Here is a 26,770-nt window from a genome sequence, read left to right as displayed (position 1 = left end):
GGCCTCAGCCCAGCAGAAATCCCGTCACGGCGGCGACTTGGTCGGCGGCAACCAGAGTGGGCGCGTGCCCCACTCCCGCAAATTCCACCAGGCGGGCGCGCGGCGCGCGCTGCGTCATGGCCTGGGCTGTCTGGATGCTGAGCAGGTCGGACTGCTGGCCCCGTATCACCAGGGTTTCAGCCTTGATATTGTCGTAGAGCTGCCAGAGCATGGTTTCACCCTGGCGTGCGGATTCCTCGGTTTCCAGCTTGAAAGGCACAGCGATGGCCGGGTCGTAATGCAGGCGCCACTTGGCATCGGCGGCGTCCGAGACGCGCCTGAGCATGGGACGCGACAGCGCCAGCCACTGCTCGGGCGTGTGCGGGCCGAAGCTTTGGGAAATCGCCCACATCGCATCGGCCGCCTCCTGCACCGATCCGAAGTGGCCGGCCTGGCCCAGATAGGTGCCGATCCGCACGATCGCCTGCCACTCGATGGCCGGCCCCACGTCATTAAGTACCAGGCGACGCACCGGCGCCGGCAGGGGCAAGTCAGGCGTTCCACACACCGCCACGCCGATCAGCCCGCCCATGCTGGTGCCCACCCAGTCCAACGAGGTAACTGGCGCCTGGGCGTGCAACTGGCCCAGCATCGCCAGCATGTCGCCCGCATAAGTGCGCAACTGATAGCCCATAGGCTCCTTGAGCCAGTCGCTTTCCCCGCGGCCCACCACGTCGGGGCAGACCACGCGTATGCCGTCCCGCGCCTGCTCGGACAAGGCCCGCGCCAGCGTATCGAAATCGCGCCCCTGGCGCGACAGGCCATGCACGCACACCACCAGGTGCTCGCTGTCCGGCCTGCCCCATTGCCAGTACGCCATGCGGTGGCCGCCCGAGGCGTCGGGGCAATTTACGTAGTTCAGCGTAGGTTGGGTCATGGCGCGGCAGTTCAATTCAAAGGCTTGATAATTGCTTGAGAAATCAACCAGGCGCGGCGTGCACAACGCGAGGCCCGGTCTCCCAGTTCAACCATCGTAAATCATCCGGAGAAACAATATGCTCAAAGGTAAAACAGCCCTCGTCACCGGCTCGACCAGCGGGATAGGCCTGGGCATCGCCAAGGCGCTGGCGGCGCAAGGCGCCAACATCGTCATCAACGGCTTCGGCGACGTGGACGGCCCCAAGGCCGAAGTGGAAGCGCTGGGCGCGCGCGTGGCCTACCACGGCGCCGACATGAGCAAGGTCGCCGACATCGAGGACATGATGCGTTACGCCGCCGCGCAGTTCGGCCAGGTCGACATCCTGGTCAACAACGCCGGCATCCAGCACGTGGCCCGCGTCGAGAACTTCCCGGTCGAACGATGGGATGCCGTGATCGCCATCAACCTCAGCAGCGCCTTCCATGCCACCCGCTTGGCCCTGCCCGCCATGCTGGCGGCCAACGGCGGCAGGGGCTGGGGCCGCATCATCAACGTGGCGTCGGTCCACGGCCTAGTCGGTTCCGCCGAAAAATCCGCCTACGTCGCCGCCAAGCACGGCATCGTCGGCCTGACCAAGGTCACCGCACTCGAGAACGCCACCACGGGCGTGACCTGCAATGCCATCTGCCCCGGCTGGGTGCTCACGCCGCTGGTGCAAAAACAGGTGGACGCCAAGGCCGCCGCCGGCAACATCAGCAACGAGGCCGCCACCAGGCAGTTGCTGGGTGAAAAGGAGCCCTCCATGCAATTCACCACGCCCGAAGAGCTGGGCGCGCTGGCAGTGTTTTTCTGTTCGCCGGCCGGCAACAATGTGCGCGGCGTGGCCTGGAACATGGACGGCGGCTGGGCGGCGCAGTAAGCGCCTTCGCTTTTCTCTTTTCTCGTTACAGCATCCGGCTGACGTATTCGCCTATCGCGAGCGAACTCGTCAGCCCCGGCGATTCAATGCCAAAAAGATTGACCAGGCCCGCCACCCCGTGCTCGCGCGGGCCCTGGATCATGAAGTCCCTGGCGGCCTCATGGGGCGCCTGGATTTTGGGGCGTATGCCGGCATAGCCCGGCGTCAGCGCACCGTCGGCCAGCGCGGGCCAGTATTTGCGTACCTCGGCATAAAAGGCGTCACCGCGCGCCGGGTCCACCACCAGGTCGTCGGGCGAATCCACCCATTGCACGTCGGGGCCGAACTTGGCCTGGCCGCCCATGTCCACTGTGAGGTGCACGCCCAGGCCCGCGGCTTCGGGCACCGGGTAGATCAGGCGGCTGAAAGGTGAGCGCCCCGGCAGCGTGAAGTAGTTGCCCTTGGCGTAATGGCTGGGCGGCACATGCTGCGCGGGCAGGCCCGCAAAGCGCGCGGCCAGGTGCTGGGCCTGCAAGCCCGCGGCGTTGACGACGGTGGTGGCTTCGAGTTCAGTGCCGTCTTCCGCGGTGAGATAAAGGGCGCCTGGTGTGCATTCCGCACGGGCCAGCGGCGAACTCAGCGCGACCAGCCCGCCCGCGTTCTCCAGGTCGCCCTGCAGTGCCAGCATCAGGCCGTGGCTGTCGACAATGCCGGTGCTGGGAGAATGCAGCGCGGCCACGCATTCGAGTTGCGGCTCCAGCGCAAGGGCTTGCTTACGCGTCAGCAGCACCAGGTCGTTCACGCCGTTGGCGGCTGCCTTGTCGCGTATGCCCTGCAGCTGCGCGACCTGGGCCTCATTGGTCGCCACGATCAGCTTGCCGCAGCGCCTGTGGCCTATGCCGCGCTCGGCGCAGTAGGCGTACAACAAGCCCTTGCCTTCAACGCACAGCTGCGCCTTGAGCGAGCCTTGCGGGTAATAGATGCCGGCGTGGATCACCTCGCTGTTGCGCGAACTGGTGCCCGTGCCTATCGCATCGGCGGCCTCCAGCACCATCACTTCCCTGCCCCGCAGCGCCAGCGCGCGTGCCACGGCCAGGCCCACCACGCCCGCGCCAATCACCACACAATCGACTTTGTCCATCAGCGGCCTTCAAAACCTTCAATGACGTTGACGGCATTGGTGCCCAGCGCGGCGGCCGCATAGCCGCCCTCCAGCACGAACACCGTGGGCAGGCCCAGCTTGCCCAGGCGTTCGCCAAGGCGGATAAAGTCGCCGGGCTGCAGCGCGAACTTGGAAATCGGGTCTTCGGCAAAGGTGTCCAGCCCCAGCGACACCACCAGCGCGTCGGCGCTGAAGGTGTTGATGCGCAGGCAGGCTGCTTCCAGCGCCTCGAACCAGCGCGGCACCGTGCAGCCAGCCGGCAGCGGCAGGTTCAGGTTGAAGCCTGCGCCCTCGCCCGCACCGGTCTCGTCGGCATGGCCCAGATAGAACGGGTACTCGGTCATGGGGTCGCCGTGCACGCTCACGAAGAGCACGTCGGCGCGGTTGTAAAAAATGCTTTGCGTGCCGTTGCCGTGGTGGTAATCGACATCGAGCACCGCCACGCGCGTCGCGCCGCCGTCGCGCAAGGCCTGGGCCGCCACAGCGGCATTGTTCAGGAAACAATAGCCGCCCATGAAGTCGGGCCCGGCATGGTGGCCGGGTGGGCGGCTGCAACAAAAGGCGGCGCGCTCACTGCCGCTGCCCAGCAAGGCCGCGGCGCTGGCGGCGGCGTCCGCGCCGGCCTTGGCGGCCTGCCAGGTGCCGGCCGACAACGGCGAGCCGTTGTCCATCGAATACAAGCCCAGCCGCGCGGTGAAATTGACGGGCTCCACGTCGCTGCGCAAGCTTCGTACCGGCCACACCGAGGGAAAAGGCTGGCGGCCATCGTTGCCTTCCTCCAGCACCACCCAATCGCGCCAGGCATGCTCCAGAAATGCCAGGTAGCGGGCGGTGTGCACCTTGGCCAGCACCCCGCGGCTGTCGGCATGCGGCGTGCGCAGGACGTGGCCGCGTTCGCTCAGCCGGGCTTTGACGTACTCGGCGCGCGCCGGCGTCTCAAAACAGGGCACACGCTCACCGCGGAAAAACTCGTACTGCGGGGCATGGGCGTGGTGGCTGTCGCTGAAAAAGGTGAGCATGGTGAACGTACCTGGGTAAAAAGTGCAGGCGACCGCTGACAGGTTTCAGAGCTTGCGCGGGTCGGTCCTGAGCAGCAGCTCGACCAGCGAGCGCAAGCTGGCCTTGAGCGGTTCGGCGCCCGGCGCCAGCGCGAAGGTGCTTTCGTCCATATAAAGCTTGCGGTTGATCTCGAGCTGGATGCTGTGCCGGTGTTCGGCCGGCCGGCTGTAGCGCCGGACCAGCTCCACGCCTTTGTAAGGATGGTTGTAAGCCACGCTGTAGCCGCGCGCCTTCAGGTGCTCGCATACCAGCCTGGACAAGGCCTTGCCCGCGGTGGTGCCTTCACGGTCGCCCACCACGAAGTCAGCGTGCGCCTCACCCGGAAAATCCGTGGCGCTGCTGGACGCCACCGCGGGCATGGAATGGCAATTGATGTGAATGCTGTAGCCGTGCTGCGCGTGGGCGGTGTCAATCGCCCTCGCAACGGCCGCGTGATAGGGCTTCCAGCACTGTTCAATGCGTGCCTGGATTTCCGCCACGCCCAGCTTGCGGTCATACAAGGGCACGCCCTCGTCCGTAGTACGCCAGATCAGGCCTTTGCCCAACCGTACCTTGGACAATATTTTGGGATCGGTCTCCACCGGCCCGGGCCACAGGCCGTCCAGCAAGCTCACGTCCATTTCGGTGGTGTTGCGATTCGCATCGAGATAGCTGCGCGGAAAATGCGCCTCAATCCAGTGCACGCCCAGGCCGGAGGCAAAGTCGTAGAGCTTTTCAACGTGGGTGTCTTCGGCGCTGCGAAGCACGGCAAGCGCGCAAGCGTGCCTGAAATCCGCCGGGTACACCGTCCCGCTGTGGGGAGAATCCAGGACCAGCGGGGTGCTTCCGGGCAGGTGGGTAATGAGCTGCATGACCTTGACTTTAGCACCGCAAAAACCGACGCCAGCGCCGCGCAAGGCGGCACACCATCGCTTTCCCGCCGCGCGCAAACTTCCGTTTGTCCTACAGGGATTTAACTGTTGCACCCACAAAAGTGGGCCCGCACGGCCCTTAAATTTCACGACGGAAAGCAACAACACGCGGCTGTTTCGCCACAAGCGTGACGCCGTCCATTTATCTCTTGAAGGAAGCAACATGCCATCATTGACTCGAACCTTTTCAGCCACCGTAATGGCCGTCGCCGCGTTGGCGGCAGCCACTGGCGCACAAGCGCAAAGCTCCACGTCCAGCTCCGGCATGTCGAGCAGCAACTATTCGTTTTATGCACCGGGCTCTCGCTATTTCGGGCTCAACGTCGGCCAATCGGACTTCTCGCTGCCCAGTGGCGCAGGCGCCTTCCCTTCGGACAACAAGGACACCTCGTACAACCTCTACGGCGGTAGTTATTTCAACAACAACTTCGGCCTGGAACTCGGCTATACCGATTTCGGCAAGGCCAACCGCGGCGGCGGACAGACAGAGGCGCAAGGCATCAACCTGAGCCTGGTAGGCCGCCTGCCCCTGAGCAACTCCTTCAACCTGCTGGGCAAGGTCGGCACGACCTACGGGCACACCCGCGTGTCCGCCTTGCCGGCTTCCGGCCTCGCCTCCGGCAGCGAGAGCAACTGGGGTATCTCTTACGGCATAGGTGCCGAATGGGCCTTCACCCCGGCCCTGTCGGCCGTGCTGGCATGGGACGAGCATGACTTGAAGTTCGTCGGCACCGGCAAGGAGCGCGTCAGCACCACCAGCCTGGGCCTGCGCTACCGCTTCTGATAGGCCTCCGGGCGCGCCCGCCGCACCCGCCTGCCACCGGCCCGCACGCCTTCACAGGCCGCGGGCTTTTTCACATCTCCGGCAGGCTCCCGCCTGGGTTCGCGGGCCTCGCAGGCGCCAGCATTTCCTGCAGCAGCCAGGTGCCGGCACGCCCCAGAGGGCGCTGGCGCGACCATACGGCATCAACCGGCACCCGCCGCGGCCAGCCGCGCGCGTCGAGTTCCGCCAGCTTGCCGGTGGCAAAGCGCGTGACCATCCAGCGCGGAATCGCCGCCCAGCCAAAACCCAGCACCGCCATTTCCATCAGCATGAGGTAGCTGGGCGCCGACCAGGCGCGGCGCGACTGGGGCAGGCCCTGGGCGCCCTGCTCCATATAAGTATCCAGCCGCAGCTCGCGGTAGTCGGCCAGCAGGTCGGGCGTCAGGTCCTGGAGGCTGGCGAGCGGATGGGCGGTGGCGACGAACAAGGTGATTTCAGACTGCTCGGCAATCGTGGCCGAGCCGATGTCCGGTGGGTAAGCGTTTTGCGCGGCCACCACGCCGATGTGCGCCCGCCCGGTCTGCACCAGCGAGACCAGGTCGCCGTGCTCGGCAATCAGGCATTCGAATTCAAGGTCGGGAAAGTGCCGCTCAAAAGCCAGCAGCATTTCCTCGAAGCGGTCGGACTGGTAGGTGTCCGACCAGACCACACTGAGCTTGGGCTCCATGCCGCCGCCGAGCTGGCTGGCGGCGCGGTCCAGCCGGTCGCTGGCGGCCAGGATTTCCTGCACCTTGCCCAGCATCACCCGGCCATGCTCCGTCAACGCCGGCTTGCGGGTGCTGCGGTCAAACAGGGTGATGCCCAGGTCGATCTCCAGGTTGGCGATCGCGGTGCTCACGGTCGATTGGCTTTTACCCAGCTTGCGCGCCGCAGCCGAAAACGAGCCCAGGGTGGCAGCTTCGGCAAAGGCGGTCAGTGCTTCCGGGGAATGGCGCATGGCGCGACTTTCTATCTATTTAATAGATGATTATTGATTTTAATCCATCCAAAATAACGATAAAAATACAACCATCGCCACCCAATATCGAGCTTGGGGCCCCGACATCAAGCAGAAAGTGAAGTGCACCGTGAGTCCGCAGAAATCAGTCAAGGAACGTTTTTTCCACGCCCTGGGGTTCGAAATCCTGGCCATCGCCATTTGTGCGCCACTGGGCGCCTGGCTGCTTGGCTATTCGCTGGCGCACATGGGCCTGCTGACCTTGATGGTCTCGCTCATGGCCATGAGCTGGAATATGGCGTTCAACGCCCTCTTCGACCGGGCGCAGCAACGCATGGGCTTTCAGCGCACGCTGGGCGCCCGCGCCGTGCACGCCGTGCTGTTTGAAATTGGCCTGATCATCGCGGTGGTTCCGCTGGCCGCCTGGTGGCTGAACATCGGCTTCTGGGAAGCCTTTGTGCTGGACATCGCCATCGTGCTGTTCTTCCTGCCCTATACCTTCTGCTTCAACTGGGCATACGACCACCTGCGTGCCAAGGTCGTCGCCCGCAACAGCCGCCAGAAGCAGAAAGCATGTGCCTCGGCGGCCTGCGCAACCCGGGGCGGCACCGCCCCGTTCATCATTTCATCTGCACAGAGCCCGACACGTTGACCAGCACCGTGCTTTTGCCGGCTTCCACAGGAACCGATGAATCGGCCATTTCGGCTTTGGCCGACATCGCCATCATGCGGGGACGCGGCGGCGGATTCTGGTCGTTGGCGTTGATGGAAACTTCGCGCAGGCTGTAGCTCGAAAAGCCGAAACTGCGCGCCACTTCGCCGGCCTTGGCCTTGAAGCGCTCAATGGCCTGCGCCTGGGCTTCGCCCTCCACCCTGGCGCGCTGTTCACGGCTCAGGGCAAAACTCACGTTGCTCATCGTGAGGGTCTGGATCTTGCCCGCCGTGCCGGTGATGCGCGGAAAGTCCCGGCCCTCCAGCACCAGTTCGGTGGAACCCTGCCAGCCGTTGATCTTCCCATCCTTGCCGTAGCGCGGGTAGAGGCTGAAGTTGCCGGTGCGCACGTCCATCTGGCCCGGCGCGGCCGCCTGCTTGGCCTGCGCCAGCGCGGTATCCAGCGCCTGTTTGAGCTGGGTCTGCACGACGCCGGCATCAGTGCCGTCGCGCGTGGTGCTCAGCGAAATCGACAGCAGGTCCTGCTGCACTTCCACAGAGCCTGTGGCCGACAGCTGGGCCACGTTCTGCAGGGTTTCAGGGCGCATGGTCTGGGCCATCACGCCGGAGGCGATGGCAGCGCCCGCCAGCAGAACACAGACAGCAATCAATTTGGAAGTTCGCATTGGAATTTACCTTTCAGGTGGTTGATCTTGCTTTTGGCCACAGTTGTGCGGCCGCGAAAGACATGAAACGAAAAAGAAAACAAAAAGGGGTTGGGGAGGCCAGGAATAAAGGCCAGGAATTTGGGGATTTGGCAAGTCGTGCCTGCCACGTGCATGCCGGCAGCCGCTCGGTCCGCCGGATTTTTCCGCTTGGCAAGTGACCGTTTTGAAGGGCCACAGGCGTTTCGCACAACGCGTGGGCCGCGATTTTCACATGCTCTTTTCCCAGGAGGTGTAGGAGGATTTCCACAATCAAATCCCACGCGTGCATGCAGCCGCAACTTATGTAACAGTGTGTCAAAGTGACTGAAAAACGAGACATCGCGTGTTTTCAGCCTTCAAAATGGCTCTGTTACAAATTACCAGACGACTATGACCCAAGCCCAACCCAACGCCCGTGCCGACAAAATCCTGATTCTTGACGACGATGCCCGCATCCGCGACCTGTTGCGCCGCTACCTGGCCCAGGAGGGTTTCGAAGTGATCCTGGCCGAAGACAGCAAGGCCCTGAACCGCATCATGCTGCGTGATGCCGTCGACCTGATCGTCCTGGACCTGATGATGCCCGGCGAAGACGGCCTGTCCATCTGCCGCCGCCTGCGCGCCGCCAACGATCGCACGCCCATCATCATGCTGACCGCCAAAGGCGAGGACGTGGACCGCATCGTCGGCCTGGAAGTCGGCGCCGACGACTACCTCGCCAAGCCCTTCAACCCCCGCGAGCTTCTGGCCCGTATCCACGCGGTTCTGCGCCGCCGGCCGACAGCCGAAGTGCCCGGCGCCCCGTCCAGCGACCAGGAAGTCATCACCTTCGGCCCCTTCTCGTTCGACATGGGCCTGCGTACCCTGCACAAGAACGGCGAAGAACTGCCGCTGACCACCGGCGAATTCGCCATGCTGAAGACCCTGGTGCGCCACCCGCGCCAGCCCCTGTCCCGCGAAAAACTGGCGCAGCTGGCCCGCGGCCGCGAGTTCGAGCCCTTCGATCGCAGCCTGGACGTGCAGGTTTCCCGCCTGCGCAAGCTGATCGAAGTGGATGCGGCGGTGCCTCGCTACATCCAGACGGTCTGGGGCATAGGCTACGTGTTCGTGCCGGATGGCACTAACTAGCCCCCACGCTTTTCACTGCGCCTTCGGCTTCGTGTAATGCGCTGCCCCCCGAGGGGGCCGCCCGCCTGCAGTCCGGCAAAGCCGGCCCTGCGGCTCATGCTGGTAAAAACAAATGCTTCCACTGGCCCACATGACGCGCGCCCGCAACAGGCGGCAACAGCTTGCATGCCGCCGCGCTGGCTCATCGTGCTAACGTCCATCGATTGATCGCCCGCATTCGCGGCACGTACCCACTTTTTTATGGACGCCACCAACCCGGTCCCCCTTGAAACCGCCCCGGCACCGCTGGAGATGCGCCCGCGGCGCGGCTTCAGCCTGTTCTGGCGGACGTTTTTCTTCCTGTCGCTGCTGCTGTTCGGCTCCATCGTGGCTTGGCTGCAGACCTTCCGGGCACTCGAATCCGAGCCGCGCGCCATCCAGAGCGCGCAGCAGCTGGCCTCGCTGGTCAACCTGAGCCGGGCCGCCCTGCGTTATTCCGACGCCATCGCCCGCGTTTCGCTGATCAAGACCCTGGCCGACGAGGAACGCGTGCGCATCACGCCACGCGAGCCCAAGGACAAGTTCGAACTGTTCGAGAGCGACGAGCTCGGCGAGCGCACCGCCGAAGAGCTCAAGGCCCGGCTGGGCAGCGGCACCGTCGTGGCCAGCAACGTCAATGGCCAGAAGGGCCTGTGGGTGGGTTTCGCCATCGACGGCGACTCCTACTGGCTGCTCACCGACCCTTCCAAGATAGGCCCGTCCCGCAACAGCACCTGGGTCATCTGGCTGATCACCGCCGCGGCGCTGTCGCTGGCGGGCGCGGCCTTTATCGCCAGGCTGATCAACCGGCCGCTCAAGCAGCTGTCCTTCGCGGCCAGCCGCATGCGCGACGGCGACTTCGATGCCAGCCTGCTCGACGAAAAAGTTGCGACCAGCGAGATCCGCGAGGTCAACATCGGCTTTAACCGCATGGCCGAGCAGCTCTCCAAGATCGAACAGGACCGGGTCATCATGCTGGCCGGCATTTCGCACGATTTGCGCACACCGCTGGCGCGCCTGCGCCTGGAAACCGAGATGAGCGTCACCGACGCCGATGCCCGCGAACACATGGCGGCCGACATCACCCAACTCGACGCCATCATCGACAAATTCCTCGACTACGCCCGGCCCGAGCCGCCGCGGCTGGAGCGCGTTTCGCTCAATGCCGTGGTCGATGCCGCGGTCTATGCCGTGGCCGACTACGAAGACATGCGCGTGACCGTCGCCATTCCCGATGACATGGCAGTCCTGGCCGACGAGGTCGAGCTGTCACGCGTGATCTCCAACCTGCTGGAAAACGCCAGGCGCTACGGCAAGACGCCCGAAACCGGCATCGCGCTGGTGGACATCGCGGCCAAGAGCCGCGACCAGTGGGTGCTGATCAAGGTGCGCGACCACGGCATGGGCGTGGCGCCCGAAACCTTGTCCAAGCTCACGCGGCCGTTTTTCCGCGGCGATGCGGCGCGCACGGCGGCCACGGGCGCGGGCCTGGGCCTGGCGATTGTCGAGAAAACCGTTCACCGCATGGGCGGCGTGTTCGGCCTGGCCAACACCGGTTCGGGCGGACTGGCCGCGCACATCAAGCTGCGCCGTAGTTAAGCGCTCAGTACAGCAACACCACCGCGCGCGCTTCCATGCTCAGGCCCTGCCCGACCGGGCCCAGCTTCTCGGCGGTTTTGGCCTTGACGTTCACCTGGCCCACGTCCAGCCCCAGGGTTTTGGCGATGTTCGCCCGCATAGCCACGATGTAGGGGGCCAGCTTGGGCGCCTGGGCAATCACGGTGCTGTCGATGTTGGCGATGCTGTGGCCGCGTTCCTTCAGCAGGCGCCCCACTTCCGCCAGCAGCACCGACGAGTCGGCGCCCTTGAAACGCGCATCGGTGTCGGGGAAATGGGAGCCGATGTCGCCCAGGGCCGCAGCGCCCAGCAAGGCGTCGGTGACGGCATGCAGCAGCACGTCGGCATCCGAATGGCCGAGCAGGCCCACGGAGTGGGGAATATCAACCCCTCCAATGATCAGTTTGCGACCGGGCACCAGCGCATGCGTGTCCCAGCCCTCGCCGATTCGAAAGTTGACGCTGCTCATGGATGCCTTTGTCGGAGTTGTGGTGGAATTCGGGGCCTATTTGCCGCGCCGCCCGAAAATCGCTTCCGCCAGCGCGAAATCTTCCGGGTAGGTGACCTTGAAGTTCTCCGCGCTGCTGCTCACCAGCCGGGGCGCCAGGCCCACAGCCTCCATCGCGCTGGATTCGTCGGTGACGCGGTCGCCGGTTTTCTCCAGTGCGTCGATCAGCATGCCGATGCGGAACATCTGCGGCGTCTGCGCCAGCCATTTTTCGCTGCGGTCTATGGTGCTCGCCACACGGCCGCCGCGCTCGCTTTTGAGCGTGTCCGGCAGTTTTTGCGCCAGCAGGCCGCCCACGGCATCGTTGCGGCAGGCGGCGATCAGGGCCTCGATCTGCTCGGGCATGACCAGGCAGCGCGCGGCATCATGCACCAGCACCCAGTCGTCCAGCGTGGCGCCGCCGGGCTGCGCCACCATGGCCTTGAGGCCGTTGAGCACCGTCGCCGCCCGCGTCGCACCGCCGCCCGGCAGCAGGTGCTCGTTTTGCTGCTTGTAATCGGGGAACACGCTGAGAAATTCCCTGTCGGACGGCGAAATCACCACCCAGAGCGCGGCAAAAGTGCCCGAGAGCGCCCGAAAAGCCTCCACGGTGTGCCGCACCATGGGCAGTCCGGCGATCACCTGGTACTGCTTGGCCTGGACCGTGCCGGCACGGCTGCCCTGCCCGGCACAGGGGATCAGGGCAAAAAAACGGGACCCGGAATGGATATTGGCGCGGCTTGTCGTCATAACTTCATCATAGATTCTAAAATCAGGGGATTGAATACACGCAGGCACCCCACTCCGGATGGTTTGGGGTGCCTGCCTTTTGCCGAATGATTTTCCGATTGACTTGTTGAAAACCTGGCCAGCCGCGCACAGCTCAATGCACCTACCTCCACTCGCCTCCGGCAAACGCTACACCCTGCCCCAGCCCGCCGGTTCCGCCGATGCCCTGCTGCTGGCACGCCTGGGCACCCGCGAAAAAGCCGCCGGCAAGCTCACCGCCATCATCACCTCTGACGCCACCACGGCCCAGCGCCTGATGGACGAGATCGCATTTTTCGCGCCGGAGCTGCGCTGCGCCCTGTTCCCCGACTGGGAAACCCTGCCCTACGACACCTTCTCGCCGCACCAGGACCTGATCAGCGAGCGCCTGGCCACGCTGTGGCGCATCCAGCAGCGCGACAAGGAAACCGGCGCCGACGTGGTCATCGTGCCCGCCACCACGGCGCTGTACCGGCTGGCGCCGCCCAGCTTCCTGGCCGGCTACACCTTCCACTTCAAGGTCAAGCAAAAGCTCGACGAAACGCGCCTGAGGGCCCAGCTCACGCTGGCGGGCTACAGCCACGTCACCCAGGTCGTCAGCCCCGGCGAATACGCGGTGCGCGGCGGGCTGATCGATTTGTTCCCCATGGGCTCGGCCGTGCCCTACCGCGTCGACCTGTTCGACAACGAGATCGACAGCATCCGCACCTTCGACCCCGACAGCCAGCGCAGCCTTTATCCCGTGCCCGAAGTGCGCTTGCTGCCCGGCCGCGAATTCCCCATGGACGACGATGCGCGCGCCAAATTCCGCAGCCGCTGGCGCGAACTGCTGGACGGCGACCCGACCAAGAGCCGCATCTACAAGGACATGGGCAATGGCGTAGCGACCGCCGGCATCGAGTACTACCTGCCGCTCTTCTTCGAAGAAACCGCCACGGTGTTCGACTACCTCGGCAACGATGCGACCGTGGTGCTGCACGGCGACCTGGAGCCGGCCTTCCAGCGTTTCTGGCAGGACACCAAAGACCGCTACCGGCTGGTGCGCGACGCACCCGACCGCCCGGCGCTGCCGCCTGAATCGCTGTTCCTGGGCACCGAGCAGTTCTACGCGCGCGCCAACGACTACGCCCAGCTGGCGATACGCGCCACGGTCGAAGACGTGGCCGACAACGCCCAGTTCCAGAAGCTCGGCGAAATGGCCGTGGTGCGCGGCGCCGAAGACCCTCTGGCCAAATTCAAGGGCCATGTGCGCAACACGGCACACCGCGTGCTGGTGCTGGCCGAAAGCGAGGGCCGGCGCGAGAGCCTGCTGGACTTCCTGCGCGCCAGCAGCGTCAGCCCGCCCGCGTTCGATTCCCTCGAAGACTTCCAGGCCAGCGACGAAAAACTCGGCATCGCCACCGCGGCGCTTAACACCGGCTTCAGCTGGCTAGAGGAAGGCATTGACTTCATCACCGAGACCGAGCTGTTCGCGGCCGGCGTCACGGTGCGCCGCCGCAACAAGAAGCAGGAACAGGTCAGCGATGTCGAAGCGCTGATCAAGGATCTCTCGGAACTCAACGTCGGCGACCCGGTGGTGCACAGCGCCCACGGCATAGGCCGTTACCGCGGCCTCATCAACATGGACCTGGGCCAGGGCGTGAATGCCGACGGCACACCGCTGCTGCAGGAGTTCCTGCACCTGGAGTACGCCGACAAGGCCACGCTCTACGTACCCGTCAGCCAGCTGCACCTGATCAGCCGCTACACCGGCGTCAGCGCCGAGGAAGCCCCACTGCACAAGCTGGGCAGCGGCCAGTGGGAAAAAGCCAAACGCAAGGCCGCCGAGCAGATCCGCGACTCGGCCGCCGAGCTGCTCAACATCTATGCCCGCCGCGCCGCGCGCGAAGGCCATGCCTTCCGCTACTCGCCCGGCGACTACGAAACCTTCGCCAACGACTTCGGTTTTGAAGAGACCGCCGACCAGCGCGCCGCCATCCACGCCGTGATCCAGGACATGATCAGCCCGCGGCCCATGGACAGGCTGGTCTGCGGCGACGTGGGCTTCGGCAAGACCGAGGTCGCGCTGCGCGCCGCTTTCATCGCCGTCACCGGCGGCAAACAGGTGGCGCTGCTGGCGCCTACCACGCTGCTGGCCGAGCAGCACTACCAGACGCTGGTGGATCGCTTCGCCAAATGGCCGGTCAAGATCGCCGAGATGAGCCGCTTTCGGTCGGGCAAGGAAATCACCGCCGCCATCAAGGGCCTGGCCGACGGCACGGTCGACATCGTGGTCGGCACCCACAAGCTGCTGAGCCAGGACGTGAAGTTCGAGCGCCTGGGACTGCTGATCATCGACGAGGAGCACCGCTTCGGCGTGCGCCACAAAGAGGCCATGAAAGCCATGCGCGCCGAGGTCGACGTGCTGACCCTGACGGCCACGCCGATTCCGCGCACGCTGGGCATGGCGCTCGAAGGCCTGCGCGACCTCAGCGTGATCGCCACCGCGCCGCAGCGCCGCCTGGCCATCAAGACCTTTGTGCGCAGCGAAAACAACGGCGTGATCCGCGAGGCCGTGCTGCGCGAGTTGAAGCGCGGCGGCCAGGTCTATTTCCTGCACAACGAGGTCGAGACCATCCAGAACCGGCGCGAGAAACTCGAGGAGATACTGCCCGAGGCGCGCATCGCCGTGGCCCACGGCCAGATGCCCGAGCGCGAGTTGGAGCGTGTGATGAAAGACTTCATCGCCCAACGCTACAACCTGCTGCTGTGTTCCACCATCATCGAGACCGGCATTGACGTGCCGACCGCCAATACCATCGTCATGAGCCGCGCCGACAAGTTCGGCCTGGCGCAGCTGCACCAGTTGCGCGGCCGCGTGGGCCGCAGCCACCACCAGGCTTATGCCTATCTGATGGTGCCCGACATCGAGGGCCTGACCAAGCAGGCAGGCCAGCGGCTCGAGGCCATCCAGCAGATGGAAGAACTCGGCTCGGGCTTTTACCTGGCCATGCACGACCTCGAAATCCGCGGCACCGGCGAAGTGCTGGGCGAAAACCAGAGCGGCAACATGCTGGAGGTCGGTTTCCAGCTCTACAACGAGATGCTCGGCGAAGCCGTGGCCTCGCTCAAGGCCGGGCGCGAGCCGGACCTGCTGTCGCCGCTCAGCGTGACCACCGAAATCAACCTGCACGCCCCGGCCCTGCTGCCCAACGACTACTGCGGCGACGTGCACCTGCGCCTGTCCTTCTACAAAAAGCTGGCCACCGCCAAGAACACCGACCAGATCGACGCGCTGCTCGAGGAAATCGTCGACCGCTTCGGCAAGCTTCCGCCGCAGGCACAGACGCTGATCGACGTGCACCGCCTGCGCGTGATCGCCAGGCCTTACGGCGTGGTCAAGGTCGATGCCGCGCCCGGCGCCATCAGCATCACCTTCAAGAAGGACCCGCCCATCGACTCGATGGCCATCATGCAGCTGATCCAGAAAAACCGGCACATCCGGCTGGCCGGCAACGACAAGCTGCGCATAGAGCGCGAGCTCGAAAACCCCAAGGACCGCGCCCAGATGGTGCGCGACGTCCTGCGTTCACTCGGACAACCCACCACGCCCACCACGGAAGCCACTCCCGCATGACCCCCGCAGAAATCTCTCCCGGCCTTGTCGTCAACGTCTCCACGCCTGATTTGAAACTCGACGGCTTCAAACTGATTGCCTTCGACATGGACTCCACCCTCATCAACATCGAGTGCGTCGATGAAATCGCCGATGCCGCCGGCCGCAAGGCTGAGGTGGCGGCCATCACCGAGGCGGCCATGCGCGGCGAGATCGCCGACTACAAGGAGAGCCTGCGCCAGCGCGTGGCCTTGCTCAAGGGAGTCGGCGTCGCCAGCATGGACCAGGTCTACCACGAGCGCCTCAAGCTCAACCCCGGCGCCGCCGAACTGGTGCACGCTTGCAAGGAAGCCGGCATGAAGGTGCTGTTGGTCAGCGGTGGCTTTACTTTCTTCACCGACCGCGTGCGCGACGAGCTCGGCATCGACTACACGCGCTCCAACGTGCTGGAAGTCGAGGACGGCTTTCTCACCGGCCGCATGGTGGACCAGCCCTGGGGCGACATCTGCGACGGCGAGGAGAAGCGCAGGATGCTGCTGGAGACCTGCGGCAAGCTGGGCATCAACCCGCTGCAGGCGATTGCCATGGGCGACGGTGCCAACGACCTTCCCATGATGGGTGTGGCCGGCCTCTCGGTGGCCTACCATGCCAAGCCGCGCGTGCGCGAGCAGGCCATGGTGGCCATCAACGAGGGGGGCCTGGACCGCCTGCTGGAGCTTTTCAGTTGAGGCGCCCACACACGGCCACATCTCCTGCGGCGCATCAATCCCTCCAGAATAAGTCAACGATCCCGCAGCCATAAGGCCTTATAAGCAGGAACCTGCATCCAAAGACAAGCGACATCCATGGTTTTTTTCAAGCGATTCGAAAGCCAGCTTCCCGCCTATCCCGAAGCCGATCCCTCCCTGCCGCCCAAGGGTTTCATGGCCTTTCTGTGGGCCTGCACCGAAGGCGCGCGCGGCTACATCCTGCAGCTGGCGCTGCTCTCGGCGGTGCTGGCGATTTTCGAGGCGCTGCTGTTCGCCATGCTGGGCCGCATCGTCGACTGGTTGGGCGCAACCGCGCCCGCCAATCTGTGGGCAGAGCACGGCACCGCGCTGACCTGGCTCGCGCTCATCGTTGTGGGCAGCATCGCGGCTGTGGCGCTGCAGACCACCGTGAAGCACCAGACGCTGGCCATCAACTTCCCGATGCGGTTGCGCTGGAATTTTCACCGCCTGATGCTGGGGCAAAGCATGTCCTTCTACCAGGATGAGTTCGCCGGCCGGCTGACCACCAAGGTCATGCAGACCGCGCTGGCCGTGCGCGACACGCTCTTCGTGCTGGCCGACGTGCTGGTCGCCATGGGGGTCTACATCGCCACCATGACGGTGCTTGCCGCTGCCTTCGACATGAAACTGGTGGCGCCCGCGACGCCATGAGCGAGTTCATGAAGACCGGCTATAGCCAGATGCGCCTCGTCAGCGCCTTCGAGATCGTTAACCACGCGCTCAGCATGGGCCTGATTCTCGGCATGGCCGGCACCTCGCTGTGGCTCTGGCACCTGGGCCAGGTCGGCGCGGGCGCGGTGGCCGCGGCCACCGCCATGGCGCTGCGCCTGCAGGGCATGTCGCACTGGATCATGTGGGAGACCACCAGCCTCTTTGAAAGCGTGGGCACCGTGCAGGACGGCATCAATACGCTGTCGCGGCCTCACACCATCGTGGACGCGCCCGGTGCGGCCGCGCTGGACGTGCCGCGCGGCGAAGTGCGCTTTGAAGCCGTGAACTTCAGCTACGGAAAAAACAAGCCGGTGATCGACCAGCTGACGCTGACCGTCAGGCCGGGCGAAAAGATCGGCCTGATCGGCCGCTCTGGCGCCGGCAAATCGACGCTGGTCAACCTGTTGCTGCGGTTTTATGACCTCGACGGCGGCCGCATCCTGATCGACGGCCAGGACATCGCCACCGTGACGCAGGACAGCCTGCGCGGCCACATCGGCATGGTGACGCAGGACACCTCGCTGCTGCACCGCTCGGTGCGCGACAACATTACCTACAGCCGTCCCGGCGCCAGCGACGAAGACATGCGCATGGCCGCGCGGCGCGCCGAAGCCGACGGCTTCATCGCCGACCTGACCGACCCGCATAACCGCCACGGCTATGACGCCCACGTGGGCGAACGCGGCGTGAAGCTTTCCGGCGGACAGCGCCAGCGCATCGCGATCGCGCGTGTGATGCTCAAAGACGCCCCGATCCTGCTGCTGGACGAAGCCACCAGCGCACTCGACTCTGAAGTCGAAGTTGCGATCCAAAGCAGCCTGAACACGCTGATGCAGGGCAAGACGGTGATTGCGATTGCCCACCGCCTCTCGACCATCGCCGCCATGGACCGCCTCATCGTGCTGGACCAGGGCCGCATCGTCGAGGAAGGCGACCACCGCACGCTGCTGGCCAACGGCGGCCTGTACGCGCGCCTCTGGGCGCACCAGAGCGGCGGCTTCCTGAGCGACAACCTCGAGGAAGAAGCGGAACTGGCGGCCTGAGCTGCGGCACACGATCGCGTTCCGGGCGGGTATTTCCCGCAATGAAAGTCCGGCTGCGGACAATTGACCCGAGAAGCGCCCATGGCCTCCCGTATGGTTCAAATTTGAACACTACTGCAGGGAGGTCGAGGTGCATCACCCCGAACCTGAGCCGGTGCATCCGGCGCACTTCAAACGTAAAACATCGAACAAGCGGAGGCCGCCAAATGCCGTGCGCGGCAGCTTGTGGCTGGCCGGCCTGCCGCTGTTGTTCGCGGCCTTCAACGCGCCGGCCGCCGACCTGCTGGAGGTATACCGCCAGGCCCAGGCACGCGATCCTGTTTACCGGGGCGCCGTCTATGCGCTGCAGGCCGCACGCGAACGGCTGCCCCAGGCGCGCGCCGCCCTGCTGCCCGCGGTCAGCCTGGTCGGCGCCGCCAGCCGCCAGGCCGGGCAGGCCTCTTTCAATGAACTGGCGCCGGTGGCGCGCGACGTGCACAACCGCAGCTGGAACCTGCAGCTGACCCAGCCCCTGTGGCGCGCGACCAGCCGGGCGGCCCTGGACCAGGTGGGGCAGCAGGAGTTGCTGGCCGAGGCGCAGTTCCGTCTGGCCGAGCAGGACCTGATCCTGCGCACTGCGCAGGCCTACCTTGACGTGCTGGTGGCCCAGGAAGCCGAGCAGGTGGCCCACCTGCAGACAGGCGCCATGGAGCAGCAACGCAGCCTGGCCCGGCGCACTTTCGAAGGCGGAACCGGCACCGTGACCGATGTATACGAGGCCCAGTCGCGGCTGGACCTGTCTCGCGCCCAGGCGGTGGTGGCGGGCAACGAACTGCAGAACAAGCTGGCCGAACTGACGCGCATCCTGGGGATTTCCCATGCCCGCCTGGCGGCTTTGCGCGCTGACAGCCCTCTGCCGCGGATCCAGCCCGAAGGCGCCCAGCCCTGGCTGGACAGCGCCCGCGAACAATCCATCCAGGTGCGCATCGCCCAGGCCACACTGGAAGTCGCCGACCGCGAGATCGCCAAAAGCCAGGCGGCGCATTCGCCGACCCTGGACCTGACCGCTTCTTACGGCAACAACTACACCTCGGGCAGCATCACTTCCCCGGCCGATATTTCGGTGCGTTCACGCTCCGGCCAGGTCGGCATGAGCCTGACCATTCCTCTCTACGCCGGCGGCGGCGTGCAGGCGCGCGTTCGCGAAGCCGTGGCCTTGAAGGGCAAAGCCGGGGAAGACCTGGAAGCGGCGCGCCGCCAGGCGGCAACCCAGGCGCGCCAGGCCTTCGCCGGCGTCGTCAACGGAACGGCGCAGGTCCAGGCGCTGGCTTCGGCCATCGCGTCCAGCAAAAGCTCGCTGGACGCCAACAAGATCGGCTACCTCGTCGGCACGCGCATCAACATGGACGTGCTCAACGCCGAGCAGCAGCTGTACGCGGCCCAGCGCGACTGGTACAAGGCGCGGGCCGAAACCTTGCTCCAGGGACTGCGCCTCAAAGCCGCGAACGCCACGCTGGACGAGGCCGATCTAAGCGTCATCAACGGGATGCTGGAAACCGGCCCGCTCTGAAGTTCAAGTCAGCAAATGGCCAGGTACTCCAATCTTCTCGCCGGCGATCCGGCGCCCTGGTTCCGGCAAAAATCCTTTGCGAACCCGCGCTATGCCCTGCATGCCGCGGCCGGCCGCTACATCGTGCTGTGCTTTTTTGGGAGCGCCGCGCATCCCCTGGCCCGGGCGGCCATCGACATGGCCTTGAAGCGGCCGGATATCTTCAACGACGCGCACTGCTCTTTTTTCGGCGTCAGCCTGGACCCCGGCGACGAACGCGAGCAGCGCGTCACCGACCGCTACCCCGGCTACCGCTTTCTCTGGGACTTTGACGCGCAGGTCAGTGCGCTTTATGGGGCGGTCCCGGTAGATGCGGACCTGGAACAAAAACGCGCGGGGACGCGCCGCCTGTGCTTTGTCCTGGACCCGACGCTCAGGGTGCTGAAGGTGCTGCCTCTCGGTGATACCGGCGACATCCTCGCGCTTTTGTCATACCTCGACGGGCTGCCGGCGCCCTCGTGTTTCGCGGGCATCGAATTACAGGCGCCCATCCTCGTGCTGCCCAATGTTTTTCCGCCGGAGTTTTGCCGCGAGCTCATCGCACTTTACGAAACCCATGGAGGCCGGGAGTCGGGTTTTATGCGCGAGGAGAACGGCAAAACCGTCCTGGCCCATGACCACGAACACAAGCGACGCGAAGACTACGACATCATCGATCCCGCCACCATGAAAGCGGCGCAAGCCTGGATTCACCGCCGGGTGGTTCCCGAGATCGCCAAGGTGCACCAGTTCAAGGCTACACGGATGGAGCGTTACATCATCGGTTGCTACAGGGCCGACCAGGAGGCTCATTTCCGCGCCCACCGCGACAACACCACCCGCGGCACGGCCCACAGGCGCTTCGCCGTGTCCATCAACCTCAACCATGATTTCGAGGGCGGCGAGGTCTGCTTCCCGGAATACGGCACCCGGTCGTACAAACCCCCCGTGGGTGGCGCGGTGGTGTTCTCCTGCTCCTTGCTGCATGCCGTGTCCACGGTGACGCAGGGGCGGCGTTATGCCTTCCTGCCCTTCCTCTATGACGATGAGGCCGCGAAGGTGCGCGAGGCCAACAAGGCCTTCCTGGACAAAGGCCTGTCGGCGAACTACAAGGCCTAGGCGGCAAGACTGCCGGCTGCCGCCGGACTCAGGCTTTTTCGACCACCGGCCGCCCGGCCTGCACCGCGAAACGCGCCAGCGTCTGCACCCCGCTGTCGGCGCGTGTCACATCGTCCACCGCGCGCAGCGTGGTCGTCAGCATGCCCGGCGTCAACTCCACCACGCCATAGCCCCTGCGTTCAGAATCGGCGAACACGAAGTGCGGGTTCTCGGCCAGGGTGTCGGGGGTTTTGGCGCCGCTGGACGAGCGCGAGCTGATGCTGGTTCCGCAAAATTCGGTGCCGACGGCCGCGCTGGCCGCGTCCTCATAGTCGGCCTTGATGTGGCCCACCCAGTTCTCGTGCACGTCGCCGCCCAGCAGCACCGGGTTGGCCACGGCGTGCTTGCGCAGCGAATCCGTGAAGCGTGTCCGCGCCGCCGCATAGCCGTCCCAGCCGTCGTTCCAGAGCACCTGGCCGGGCCCGGGGCGGAAATCGCGCCGGCCGAAAAGCGACTGCTGGCCCACAAGGTTCCAGCCCGTCGCCTTGCCGGCGCCGCCGCCCCATTCGGCATCGAGCCAGCCTTCCTGCTGCGCGCCCAGCATGCTGCGCGCCGGGTCTTTCCAGGCAGCGCAGCCGGCCGGGTTCAGCGTGCTGGAGCCGGCCCGCCAGTCACGCGTGCAAACCTGCGCGTCCTTGTATTGCCGCGCGTCCAGCATGTAAAGCGAAGCCAGCCGGCCGTAAGGCACGCGCTGGTAGATACGCATCTCGGCGCCGCCGGCCAGGCCGGCCACCGCGCGCGTGAGCACCGAGGCGCGCACCGGCATGTGCTCATAAAAGGCCTGGTAGGCCGCCGCGCGCCGGGCCGCGAAATCAGCCGCCGGCGGCCCGCTGTTGCCGGGCGATGCACCCGCGTAGTCGTTCTGCACCTCGTGGTCGTCCCAGGTCACCAGCCAGGGGCAGGCCGCGTGCATGGCCTGCAGGTCGGCATCGCTTTTGTGCAGGGCATAGCGCCGGCGATAGTCGTCCAGCGTCAGCACCCAGCCGCCGGTGGGCACGCGCACGGCCTGGCCGGCATTGGGGTATTCATAGATGTAGTCGCCCAGGAACATCACCAGGTCGAGGTTCTCATCCCGCATGTGCCGGTAGGCGCTGTAATAGCCGTGCTCCCAGCGCTGGCAGGACGCATAGGCCAGCCGCAGCCGCGCCACCACCGCATCGGCCGCGGGAAAGGTGCGCGTGCGACCGGTGGCGCTGAGGGCGCCGCCCACGGCGAAACGGTAGAAATACCAGCGGTCGGGCTCCAGTCCCTGCACCTCCACATGCACCGAATTCGCCAGTTCCGCCACGGCCTGCGCCTGGCCGGCCTGCACGATGCGGGTGAAAGCTTCGTCATGCGCGAGTTCCCAGCGCACGGCCACCGGCGCGGACAGCAGCCGCAGGGCCTCTTCACCGTCCAGGGCCAGCCGGGTCCAGAGCACGACCGAGTCATGGGTGGGTGAACCGCTGGCAACGCCCAGCGTGAAGGGATTGCCGGAGAGCCGAACTTGCGCAGCCGCCCTGCCCGGCAGGTAGCAGCCGGCACCGGCCAGCGCCAGCGACTGGAGCAGCCGGCGCCTTTGGATCATGAGCGGCGAGGTCATGCTGGCCCGGTCAATGCCGCACCGGCAGGCGCACGGTAAACGTGGTCCCCGAGCCCGCGCTGCTGCGCACGTCTATGGTGCCGCCGTGGATGTCGACCGCGTTGCGCACGATCGCCAAGCCCAGGCCCGTGCCCTGGATGGTGCCGACATTGCTGGCGCGGTGGAAGGACTCGAACAGGTGCGGCAGCTCGTCCTCCGGAATGCCTATGCCTTCGTCCGCGACTTCCAGGATGACCACGTCCTGCTCGGTGCGCACGCGGAACAGCACCAGGCCGCCCAGCGGCGAGTACTTGACCGCGTTCGACAGCAGGTTGCTGAAGATGTGGCGCAACAACTTCTCGTCGTAAAGGCCCTGCCCTGTCCCGGCTTCGTAGTCCAGGCGCAGCTCGCACAGGCTGTCGGGTTGCTGCGTTCGCGCTTCCTCGACCAGTTGGCGGCACAGCGCCTGCAGGTCCAGCGGATGCGGTTCGAACTCCAGCATCTGCGCATCGGCCTTGCCCAGCAGCAGCACGCGGTCCAGCATGCGCGTCATGCGTTTCACGCCCGCGGCGATGCTGTCGAGGATCTCGAGCTTCTCGGATTCGGGCAACCGGTTGCCGTAGTGGCGCAGCAACTCCTCGGCCGAAAGAATGCCCGAGAGCGGCGTGCGGAACTCATGGCTGGTCATAGCCACAAAACGGGTGCGAAGCTCGTTGAGCGCGCGCTGCTGCTCCAGCGCCTCGCGCGTGTCCTCTTCCGACTTCTTGCGCTCGGTGATGTCGAGGAAGGCCCAGATCACACCCGAGTCGGGGTCTTTCGGCTGCACGCAGCTGCCGGCCATCTGCACCCAGAAGAGCTGCCCGTCGCGGCGCTTGAGCTGGCGTTCGCTGATGTAGCTGCCGGTGGCGATCAGGGTTTCGCGCGCCTCCTTGCCGAACTGTTCCCAGGTCGCCAGGTCGGGATGGATGTAGCTCGAAGGCTGGCCCATAAGGTCTTCGCGCCGGCTGCCCATCATCTGCGCGAACTTCTCGTTGACCCACTCGTGGCGGCGGTTCACCGACAGCACGATGCCCACCAGCGCGCTGTTGAGGATGGCGCCGCGCTCCGACGAGGTGCGCACCAGCTGCGCTTCCAGTTCCTTGCGGCGCGTGATGTTGATGATGACCCAGACCGTGCCCTGGCTCAGGTCGCGCTCGCTGACGGCCTTGCCCGACAGCGACACCCAGATCAGCGTGCCGTCGAACTGCTTCACCTGGATCTCGGCCTCGTAGTTTTCGCCGCGGCTGACGCAGGCCGCCACCTCGCCGCCCACCCGGATGTATTCCTCACGCGAGAGGTAAAAGGGCTCCATCGAGGTCAACTCATTGCTGCCGGCGCCGAAGACTTCCAGCATGGCCTGGTTGGCCCAGCGAAAGCGCCCGTCCGGCGTCAGGAAAGCGATCCCGACGATGGAGTTTTCCAGGATCATCTCGCGCTCCTTGAGCTGCGTGCGGAAATTCTCCTGCGAAACGCTCAGCGCCTCCACCATGGCGTGCTCGGCCAGGGTGCGCGCCTGCGCCTGCTCCTTCTCGCGTCGCGTGACGTTGATGCGGTCGGCCAGCGCGAAGGACAGCACCACCATCTCCAGCGCCGAACCTATCAGCAGCGAATTGGCCGTCAGCGCATGCGATGGCAGCATGCCCGTGTTGTGCAGCGCCAGCGTCACCACACCCACCAGCAGCAGCGCCCAGGCCGCCAGGAAGTATTTCGCGCCCGGGTGGCCGGAGCGCACGCTCAGCACGCCCACCACCACCAGGGTGACCACGCTGAAGACGGCCAGCACCGTCACCATCAGCGAAGACACTACATAAGGCAGCGTGAGCGCCGCCAGCAAGGTCAGCAGCCAACCGGCCACCAGCGCCAGCATGAGCCGGTCCAGGCGCGGCATCCTGAGCGCGCTGGACAAAAAGCTGCGCGCGAACAGCAGCCCGAAGACCGCGGTCGAGGCCATGCCGGCAGGCGGCGAGACGCTGTTCCACCAGAGCTGTCCCGGCCAGAGAAACTGCGCGCCGAAGCCGGTCAGGGCCGCCTGCGCGAGGGCCATGCAGGCCACGAAGGCCACATAAATCACATAGGCCCGGTCGCGCACCGAGAAAAACAGCAGCAGGTTGTACAGCAGCAAGCCAATCAGCAGCCCGAAATACAGGCTGATGGTGGCGTACTCGGCCTGGTCGTGCCGCCACAGCGCCGCGGGCTGCCACAGGTTCACCGGCGCCGACACCGTCCCGCCCGAACTGACCCGCAGGTACAAGGTGCTGGCGGCGCCGGGCTTGAGACGCACCGGCATCACGTGGTTGCGGTGCACCACGGCCCGCTCGGCAAAAGGAGACAGGTCGCCGCCGACCTGGCGGCTGAAGCCGCCCTTGCCGTCCGGCGCGTACAGCTCCAGCCTGTCCAGCGGCGGGTAGGCCAGCTCCAGCATCCAGTCGGCGGGCGCGTCGCGGGCGGCGCGCAAGGTCACACGCAGCCAGATGGCCGAACGGGTCAGCCCGAAATTGGTGGCCGGGCCGGTTTGCGGCACCGGCTGGAAGCGCGCCTGGGCCTCGGGCTTCAGGATATCGGCCAGCACCAGTTCGCCGCCGGCGTCCTCCAGGTAGGTAAAAGAACGCGACAGCGCGTAGCGGCTTTCGTTGCTTATGGCGAGCCCGGGGCCCGCATCGGCCTCCGCCACAGCGGCGGCGGGCGGCTGCGCCCTGGCTGGGCCCGGCTTCTGCGCGGGGGCCGAAAAGGCCAGGCCGGCCAGCAACACGGCCGGCAGCACCAACACACCCCGCAACCAGCCCGGCCTCATGCGGTAACGCCAGGGTCCGCCGCCGCGCGCCTGAGCACGCGCCCGGGCGCGGCGGCCGAGGCTGGCACCGTGCCCACGGCATGCCGCTGGCCGTTGCAGACTTCATGGCTGATGGCGAGGTTTTCCGCGTGGCTGTTGCCGCCCTCGCTGAGCGGCTGGATGTGCTCCAGAGTCGCAGCCTCGGGCGTGACGTGTTCGCCGCAGATCCAGCACGGCACCACGCCATGAAGCTGCCGCGCCACGGTCTTGTAGATCTTGTCGCGGGTATGGCCCAGCCTGCTCACGATGGCTTTTTCATGGCGAGGGGGACAAGACTGAAAGGCTGGAGGCGTGCCGGGGCAAACACCTGCTGGGGGCCCGCGCTCATAGGCCGGCCCTTATTCGAGCTTGGCGGGCCGCGCATCCGCGGGTTCGATGAAGGAGTCCTCCCACTGCATGGCAAAACGGTCTCCCTTGTCGATGCGAAGGCCGCCGGTGCCGTCGGGGTTGAAGCCGATGTTGCGATTGGCGGCGGCCTGGGCGGCCTCCTGCTTGGTTTCCTTGTTGAGTTCCTTGAGCGCGGCGTCCTTGGCGGCCTTCATGCGCTCCCGGGTGAAAGACTCCAGGTCGGCATGGAAGCTGCTGTCGCCGCCGCGCGTCTCCTGGTCTTCCTGGATCAGCTCTTCGGGGATTTCACCCAGGAAGGCCGCGCGCATGGCGCTGACGCTGGGCGGTCGGCTGGCCTTCACCGTGGTGTAGGCGATGCCGCAATCGGACAGCAGGTTTTCCTTGAGTTCGCGGCTGGCCCGGCTCACATCGCGCTTGCCGCGCAGGTCGACACAGCCCACCACCTTGCCGTCCAGCGTGCAGACGGTGAAGGTCGTATAGACGCCGTTGAGCAGTTCGAGCAGGCGTTCTTTCTTTTCCTTGTTTTTTTCCTTGTCCTTGTCTTTTTCGACAGGAATGGTGAAGCGCAGCACCGGGAGCTTGAGCATCACCACGTGGTCGTGAAAGGTGCTGCGCATCCATTTCCAGACTTCATATTCATCGTTGGTCACGACGCCGCGCGCGGTCAGCGGCCATTTTTTGGGAACGCGCAGATTTTCGCCGGCCTTTTTGCGCAAGGCGCGGGCGTACAACAGGATCCCGGCCAGCGCGCCCACGGCCACGCCCAGCAATGCCATCAGCCATGAAATCAGGTTCAAGATGCGGTTCTCCTCGTTGTGGGGCGCCGCTGCCGGAGGCAGTGCGGCCGGCAGGCCGGTGAGCCAGTGAGTCACAGAAAGCCCGCCGTGTCAATTTGAGCGGCCGGCGGCCAAGGCATTATTAAAACAGGTTTTTGCCGGTTTTCCGCCCGCCGCAGGCATAACAAGGCTCCCAGCCCAGCCGGCATGAGCGCCAGCAGCTATTTGTTTCATAGCAGGCCAGCATCGGCCACCCCGCCGCGGTGTGGCGGGCAAGGCACTCTTTGCAAGGCGGCGCCTGAATCGTT

General features: G+C 65.5%; 22 protein-coding genes and 1 pseudogene. 11 read left to right on the top strand and 12 right to left on the bottom strand.

Annotated elements, in window-relative coordinates; translation table 11 throughout:
- Window positions 1-4: 4 nt before the first annotated feature.
- Window positions 5-916 (bottom strand): alpha/beta fold hydrolase, encoded by a 912-nt coding sequence (locus AC1D1F_RS01985; RefSeq protein WP_477675577.1) that lies wholly within the window; start codon window positions 914-916, stop codon window positions 5-7.
- 118 nt (window positions 917-1,034) lie between these two features.
- On the opposite strand from AC1D1F_RS01985, the gene AC1D1F_RS01980 reads away from it, so the two are divergent.
- Window positions 1,035-1,817 (top strand): 3-hydroxybutyrate dehydrogenase, encoded by a 783-nt coding sequence (locus AC1D1F_RS01980; RefSeq protein ID WP_477675578.1) that lies wholly within the window; start codon window positions 1,035-1,037, stop codon window positions 1,815-1,817.
- Window positions 1,818-1,842: 25 nt separating this feature from the next.
- Here the strand turns inward: AC1D1F_RS01980 and AC1D1F_RS01975 are convergent, their stop codons facing one another.
- Genes AC1D1F_RS01975 through AC1D1F_RS01965 form a run of 3 tightly spaced genes read right to left on the bottom strand, consistent with a single transcriptional unit; the run spans window position 1,843 to window position 4,868 of the window.
- A complete protein-coding gene (locus tag AC1D1F_RS01975; RefSeq protein ID WP_477675579.1) occupies window positions 1,843-2,937 on the bottom strand; it encodes an NAD(P)/FAD-dependent oxidoreductase in 1,095 nt (364 codons plus the stop codon).
- Complete coding sequence (locus tag AC1D1F_RS01970; RefSeq protein WP_477675580.1) at window positions 2,937-3,977, bottom strand: histone deacetylase family protein; 1,041 nt, start codon at window positions 3,975-3,977, stop codon at window positions 2,937-2,939. The genes AC1D1F_RS01975 and AC1D1F_RS01970 overlap by 1 nt, the downstream gene beginning before the upstream one ends.
- Window positions 3,978-4,022: 45 nt before the next feature.
- Window positions 4,023-4,868, bottom strand: coding sequence for an N-formylglutamate amidohydrolase (locus AC1D1F_RS01965; protein ID WP_477675581.1), 846 nt, complete (start codon window positions 4,866-4,868; stop codon window positions 4,023-4,025).
- Between the two features lie 223 nt (window positions 4,869-5,091).
- On the opposite strand from AC1D1F_RS01965, the gene AC1D1F_RS01960 reads away from it, so the two are divergent.
- On the top strand, window positions 5,092-5,712 hold the full coding sequence (locus AC1D1F_RS01960) for an outer membrane beta-barrel protein (RefSeq protein WP_477675582.1): 621 nt from the start codon (window positions 5,092-5,094) through the stop codon (window positions 5,710-5,712).
- Between the two features lie 70 nt (window positions 5,713-5,782).
- On the opposite strand, the gene AC1D1F_RS01955 is transcribed toward AC1D1F_RS01960, so the two are convergent.
- Window positions 5,783-6,688 carry a LysR family transcriptional regulator gene (locus AC1D1F_RS01955; protein ID WP_477675583.1) on the bottom strand — a complete coding sequence of 302 codons (906 nt, stop codon included), beginning with the start codon at window positions 6,686-6,688 and terminating at the stop codon, window positions 5,783-5,785.
- Between the two features lie 130 nt (window positions 6,689-6,818).
- Between AC1D1F_RS01955 and AC1D1F_RS01950 the strand changes: the two genes are divergently transcribed.
- Window positions 6,819-7,340, top strand: coding sequence for a multidrug/biocide efflux PACE transporter (locus AC1D1F_RS01950; protein WP_477675584.1), 522 nt, complete (start codon window positions 6,819-6,821; stop codon window positions 7,338-7,340).
- Here AC1D1F_RS01950 and AC1D1F_RS01945 read toward each other — a convergent pair.
- The gene (locus AC1D1F_RS01945; protein WP_477675585.1) at window positions 7,309-8,025 is read right to left on the bottom strand and encodes an SIMPL domain-containing protein; all 717 of its coding nucleotides are present in this window, start codon (window positions 8,023-8,025) and stop codon (window positions 7,309-7,311) included. The genes AC1D1F_RS01950 and AC1D1F_RS01945 overlap by 32 nt on opposite strands.
- Between AC1D1F_RS01945 and AC1D1F_RS01940 the strand changes: the two genes are divergently transcribed.
- The 3 genes from AC1D1F_RS01940 (at window position 8,025) to AC1D1F_RS01930 (ending at window position 10,791) form a co-directional block, all read left to right on the top strand.
- Entirely contained in the window at window positions 8,025-8,225 is a 201-nt protein-coding gene (locus AC1D1F_RS01940) for a hypothetical protein (protein WP_477675586.1), read from the top strand. The genes AC1D1F_RS01945 and AC1D1F_RS01940 overlap by 1 nt on opposite strands.
- Before the next feature lie 211 nt (window positions 8,226-8,436).
- A complete protein-coding gene (ompR, locus tag AC1D1F_RS01935) occupies window positions 8,437-9,174 on the top strand; it encodes an osmolarity response regulator transcription factor OmpR (RefSeq protein WP_007866319.1) in 738 nt (245 codons plus the stop codon).
- Window positions 9,175-9,414: 240 nt separating this feature from the next.
- On the top strand, window positions 9,415-10,791 hold the full coding sequence (locus tag AC1D1F_RS01930; protein WP_477675587.1) for a sensor histidine kinase: 1,377 nt from the start codon (window positions 9,415-9,417) through the stop codon (window positions 10,789-10,791).
- Window positions 10,792-10,795: 4 nt separating this feature from the next.
- Here AC1D1F_RS01930 and ispF read toward each other — a convergent pair whose 3' ends face one another.
- Together ispF and ispD are read right to left on the bottom strand one after the other, a co-directional pair.
- Window positions 10,796-11,278 (bottom strand): 2-C-methyl-D-erythritol 2,4-cyclodiphosphate synthase, encoded by a 483-nt coding sequence (gene ispF / locus AC1D1F_RS01925; RefSeq protein ID WP_477675588.1) that lies wholly within the window; start codon window positions 11,276-11,278, stop codon window positions 10,796-10,798.
- 36 nt (window positions 11,279-11,314) lie between these two features.
- Window positions 11,315-12,046 (bottom strand): 2-C-methyl-D-erythritol 4-phosphate cytidylyltransferase, encoded by a 732-nt coding sequence (ispD, locus tag AC1D1F_RS01920; protein ID WP_477675589.1) that lies wholly within the window; start codon window positions 12,044-12,046, stop codon window positions 11,315-11,317.
- Between the two features lie 136 nt (window positions 12,047-12,182).
- On the opposite strand from ispD, the gene mfd reads away from it, so the two are divergent.
- From mfd to AC1D1F_RS01895, 5 genes and pseudogenes are all read left to right on the top strand, one after another.
- A complete protein-coding gene (gene mfd, locus AC1D1F_RS01915; RefSeq protein ID WP_477700641.1) occupies window positions 12,183-15,680 on the top strand; it encodes a transcription-repair coupling factor in 3,498 nt (1,165 codons plus the stop codon).
- Window positions 15,677-16,387: a phosphoserine phosphatase SerB gene (gene serB / locus AC1D1F_RS01910; RefSeq protein ID WP_477697133.1), complete on the top strand. Its 711-nt coding sequence runs from the start codon at window positions 15,677-15,679 to the stop codon at window positions 16,385-16,387. The genes mfd and serB overlap by 4 nt, the downstream gene beginning before the upstream one ends.
- Before the next feature lie 117 nt (window positions 16,388-16,504).
- Window positions 16,505-18,183: pseudogene (locus AC1D1F_RS01905) on the top strand (ABC transporter ATP-binding protein).
- Between the two features lie 211 nt (window positions 18,184-18,394).
- A complete protein-coding gene (locus tag AC1D1F_RS01900; protein WP_477697131.1) occupies window positions 18,395-19,732 on the top strand; it encodes a TolC family outer membrane protein in 1,338 nt (445 codons plus the stop codon).
- 15 nt (window positions 19,733-19,747) lie between these two features.
- Window positions 19,748-20,869 carry a 2OG-Fe(II) oxygenase gene (locus AC1D1F_RS01895; RefSeq protein WP_477697130.1) on the top strand — a complete coding sequence of 374 codons (1,122 nt, stop codon included), beginning with the start codon at window positions 19,748-19,750 and terminating at the stop codon, window positions 20,867-20,869.
- Window positions 20,870-20,897: 28 nt separating this feature from the next.
- Here the strand turns inward: AC1D1F_RS01895 and AC1D1F_RS01890 are convergent, their stop codons facing one another.
- The 4 genes from AC1D1F_RS01890 to AC1D1F_RS01875 form a co-directional block, all read right to left on the bottom strand.
- Window positions 20,898-22,490 carry an alkaline phosphatase D family protein gene (locus tag AC1D1F_RS01890; protein ID WP_477678681.1) on the bottom strand — a complete coding sequence of 531 codons (1,593 nt, stop codon included), beginning with the start codon at window positions 22,488-22,490 and terminating at the stop codon, window positions 20,898-20,900.
- A gap of 10 nt (window positions 22,491-22,500) precedes the next feature.
- Window positions 22,501-25,299 (bottom strand): 7TM diverse intracellular signaling domain-containing protein, encoded by a 2,799-nt coding sequence (locus AC1D1F_RS01885; protein ID WP_477700640.1) that lies wholly within the window; start codon window positions 25,297-25,299, stop codon window positions 22,501-22,503.
- Window positions 25,296-25,583, bottom strand: coding sequence for an HNH endonuclease (locus AC1D1F_RS01880; RefSeq protein WP_477700639.1), 288 nt, complete (start codon window positions 25,581-25,583; stop codon window positions 25,296-25,298). The genes AC1D1F_RS01885 and AC1D1F_RS01880 overlap by 4 nt, the downstream gene beginning before the upstream one ends.
- 93 nt (window positions 25,584-25,676) lie before the next feature.
- Window positions 25,677-26,483 (bottom strand): DUF2726 domain-containing protein, encoded by an 807-nt coding sequence (locus AC1D1F_RS01875; protein ID WP_477679251.1) that lies wholly within the window; start codon window positions 26,481-26,483, stop codon window positions 25,677-25,679.
- Window positions 26,484-26,770 lie beyond the last annotated feature (287 nt).

Source organism: Polaromonas sp. P1_H6, from assembly GCF_056405195.1.
This window is presented reverse-complemented; position numbering and strand designations above follow the sequence as displayed.

Coding starts and splice junctions, on each gene's coding strand:
- AC1D1F_RS01985 (WP_477675577.1), bottom strand. CDS start 916: ATGACCCAACCTACGCTGAACTACGTAAATTGCCCCGACGCCTCGGGC.
- AC1D1F_RS01980 (WP_477675578.1), top strand. CDS start 1,035: ATGCTCAAAGGTAAAACAGCCCTCGTCACCGGCTCGACCAGCGGGATA.
- AC1D1F_RS01975 (WP_477675579.1), bottom strand. CDS start 2,937: ATGGACAAAGTCGATTGTGTGGTGATTGGCGCGGGCGTGGTGGGCCTG.
- AC1D1F_RS01970 (WP_477675580.1), bottom strand. CDS start 3,977: ATGCTCACCTTTTTCAGCGACAGCCACCACGCCCATGCCCCGCAGTAC.
- AC1D1F_RS01965 (WP_477675581.1), bottom strand. CDS start 4,868: ATGCAGCTCATTACCCACCTGCCCGGAAGCACCCCGCTGGTCCTGGAT.
- AC1D1F_RS01960 (WP_477675582.1), top strand. CDS start 5,092: ATGCCATCATTGACTCGAACCTTTTCAGCCACCGTAATGGCCGTCGCC.
- AC1D1F_RS01955 (WP_477675583.1), bottom strand. CDS start 6,688: ATGCGCCATTCCCCGGAAGCACTGACCGCCTTTGCCGAAGCTGCCACC.
- AC1D1F_RS01945 (WP_477675585.1), bottom strand. CDS start 8,025: ATGCGAACTTCCAAATTGATTGCTGTCTGTGTTCTGCTGGCGGGCGCT.
- ompR (WP_007866319.1), top strand. CDS start 8,437: ATGACCCAAGCCCAACCCAACGCCCGTGCCGACAAAATCCTGATTCTT.
- AC1D1F_RS01930 (WP_477675587.1), top strand. CDS start 9,415: ATGGACGCCACCAACCCGGTCCCCCTTGAAACCGCCCCGGCACCGCTG.
- ispF (WP_477675588.1), bottom strand. CDS start 11,278: ATGAGCAGCGTCAACTTTCGAATCGGCGAGGGCTGGGACACGCATGCG.
- ispD (WP_477675589.1), bottom strand. CDS start 12,046: ATGACGACAAGCCGCGCCAATATCCATTCCGGGTCCCGTTTTTTTGCC.
- mfd (WP_477700641.1), top strand. CDS start 12,183: ATGCACCTACCTCCACTCGCCTCCGGCAAACGCTACACCCTGCCCCAG.
- serB (WP_477697133.1), top strand. CDS start 15,677: ATGACCCCCGCAGAAATCTCTCCCGGCCTTGTCGTCAACGTCTCCACG.
- AC1D1F_RS01895 (WP_477697130.1), top strand. CDS start 19,748: ATGGCCAGGTACTCCAATCTTCTCGCCGGCGATCCGGCGCCCTGGTTC.
- AC1D1F_RS01890 (WP_477678681.1), bottom strand. CDS start 22,490: ATGACCTCGCCGCTCATGATCCAAAGGCGCCGGCTGCTCCAGTCGCTG.
- AC1D1F_RS01885 (WP_477700640.1), bottom strand. CDS start 25,299: ATGAGGCCGGGCTGGTTGCGGGGTGTGTTGGTGCTGCCGGCCGTGTTG.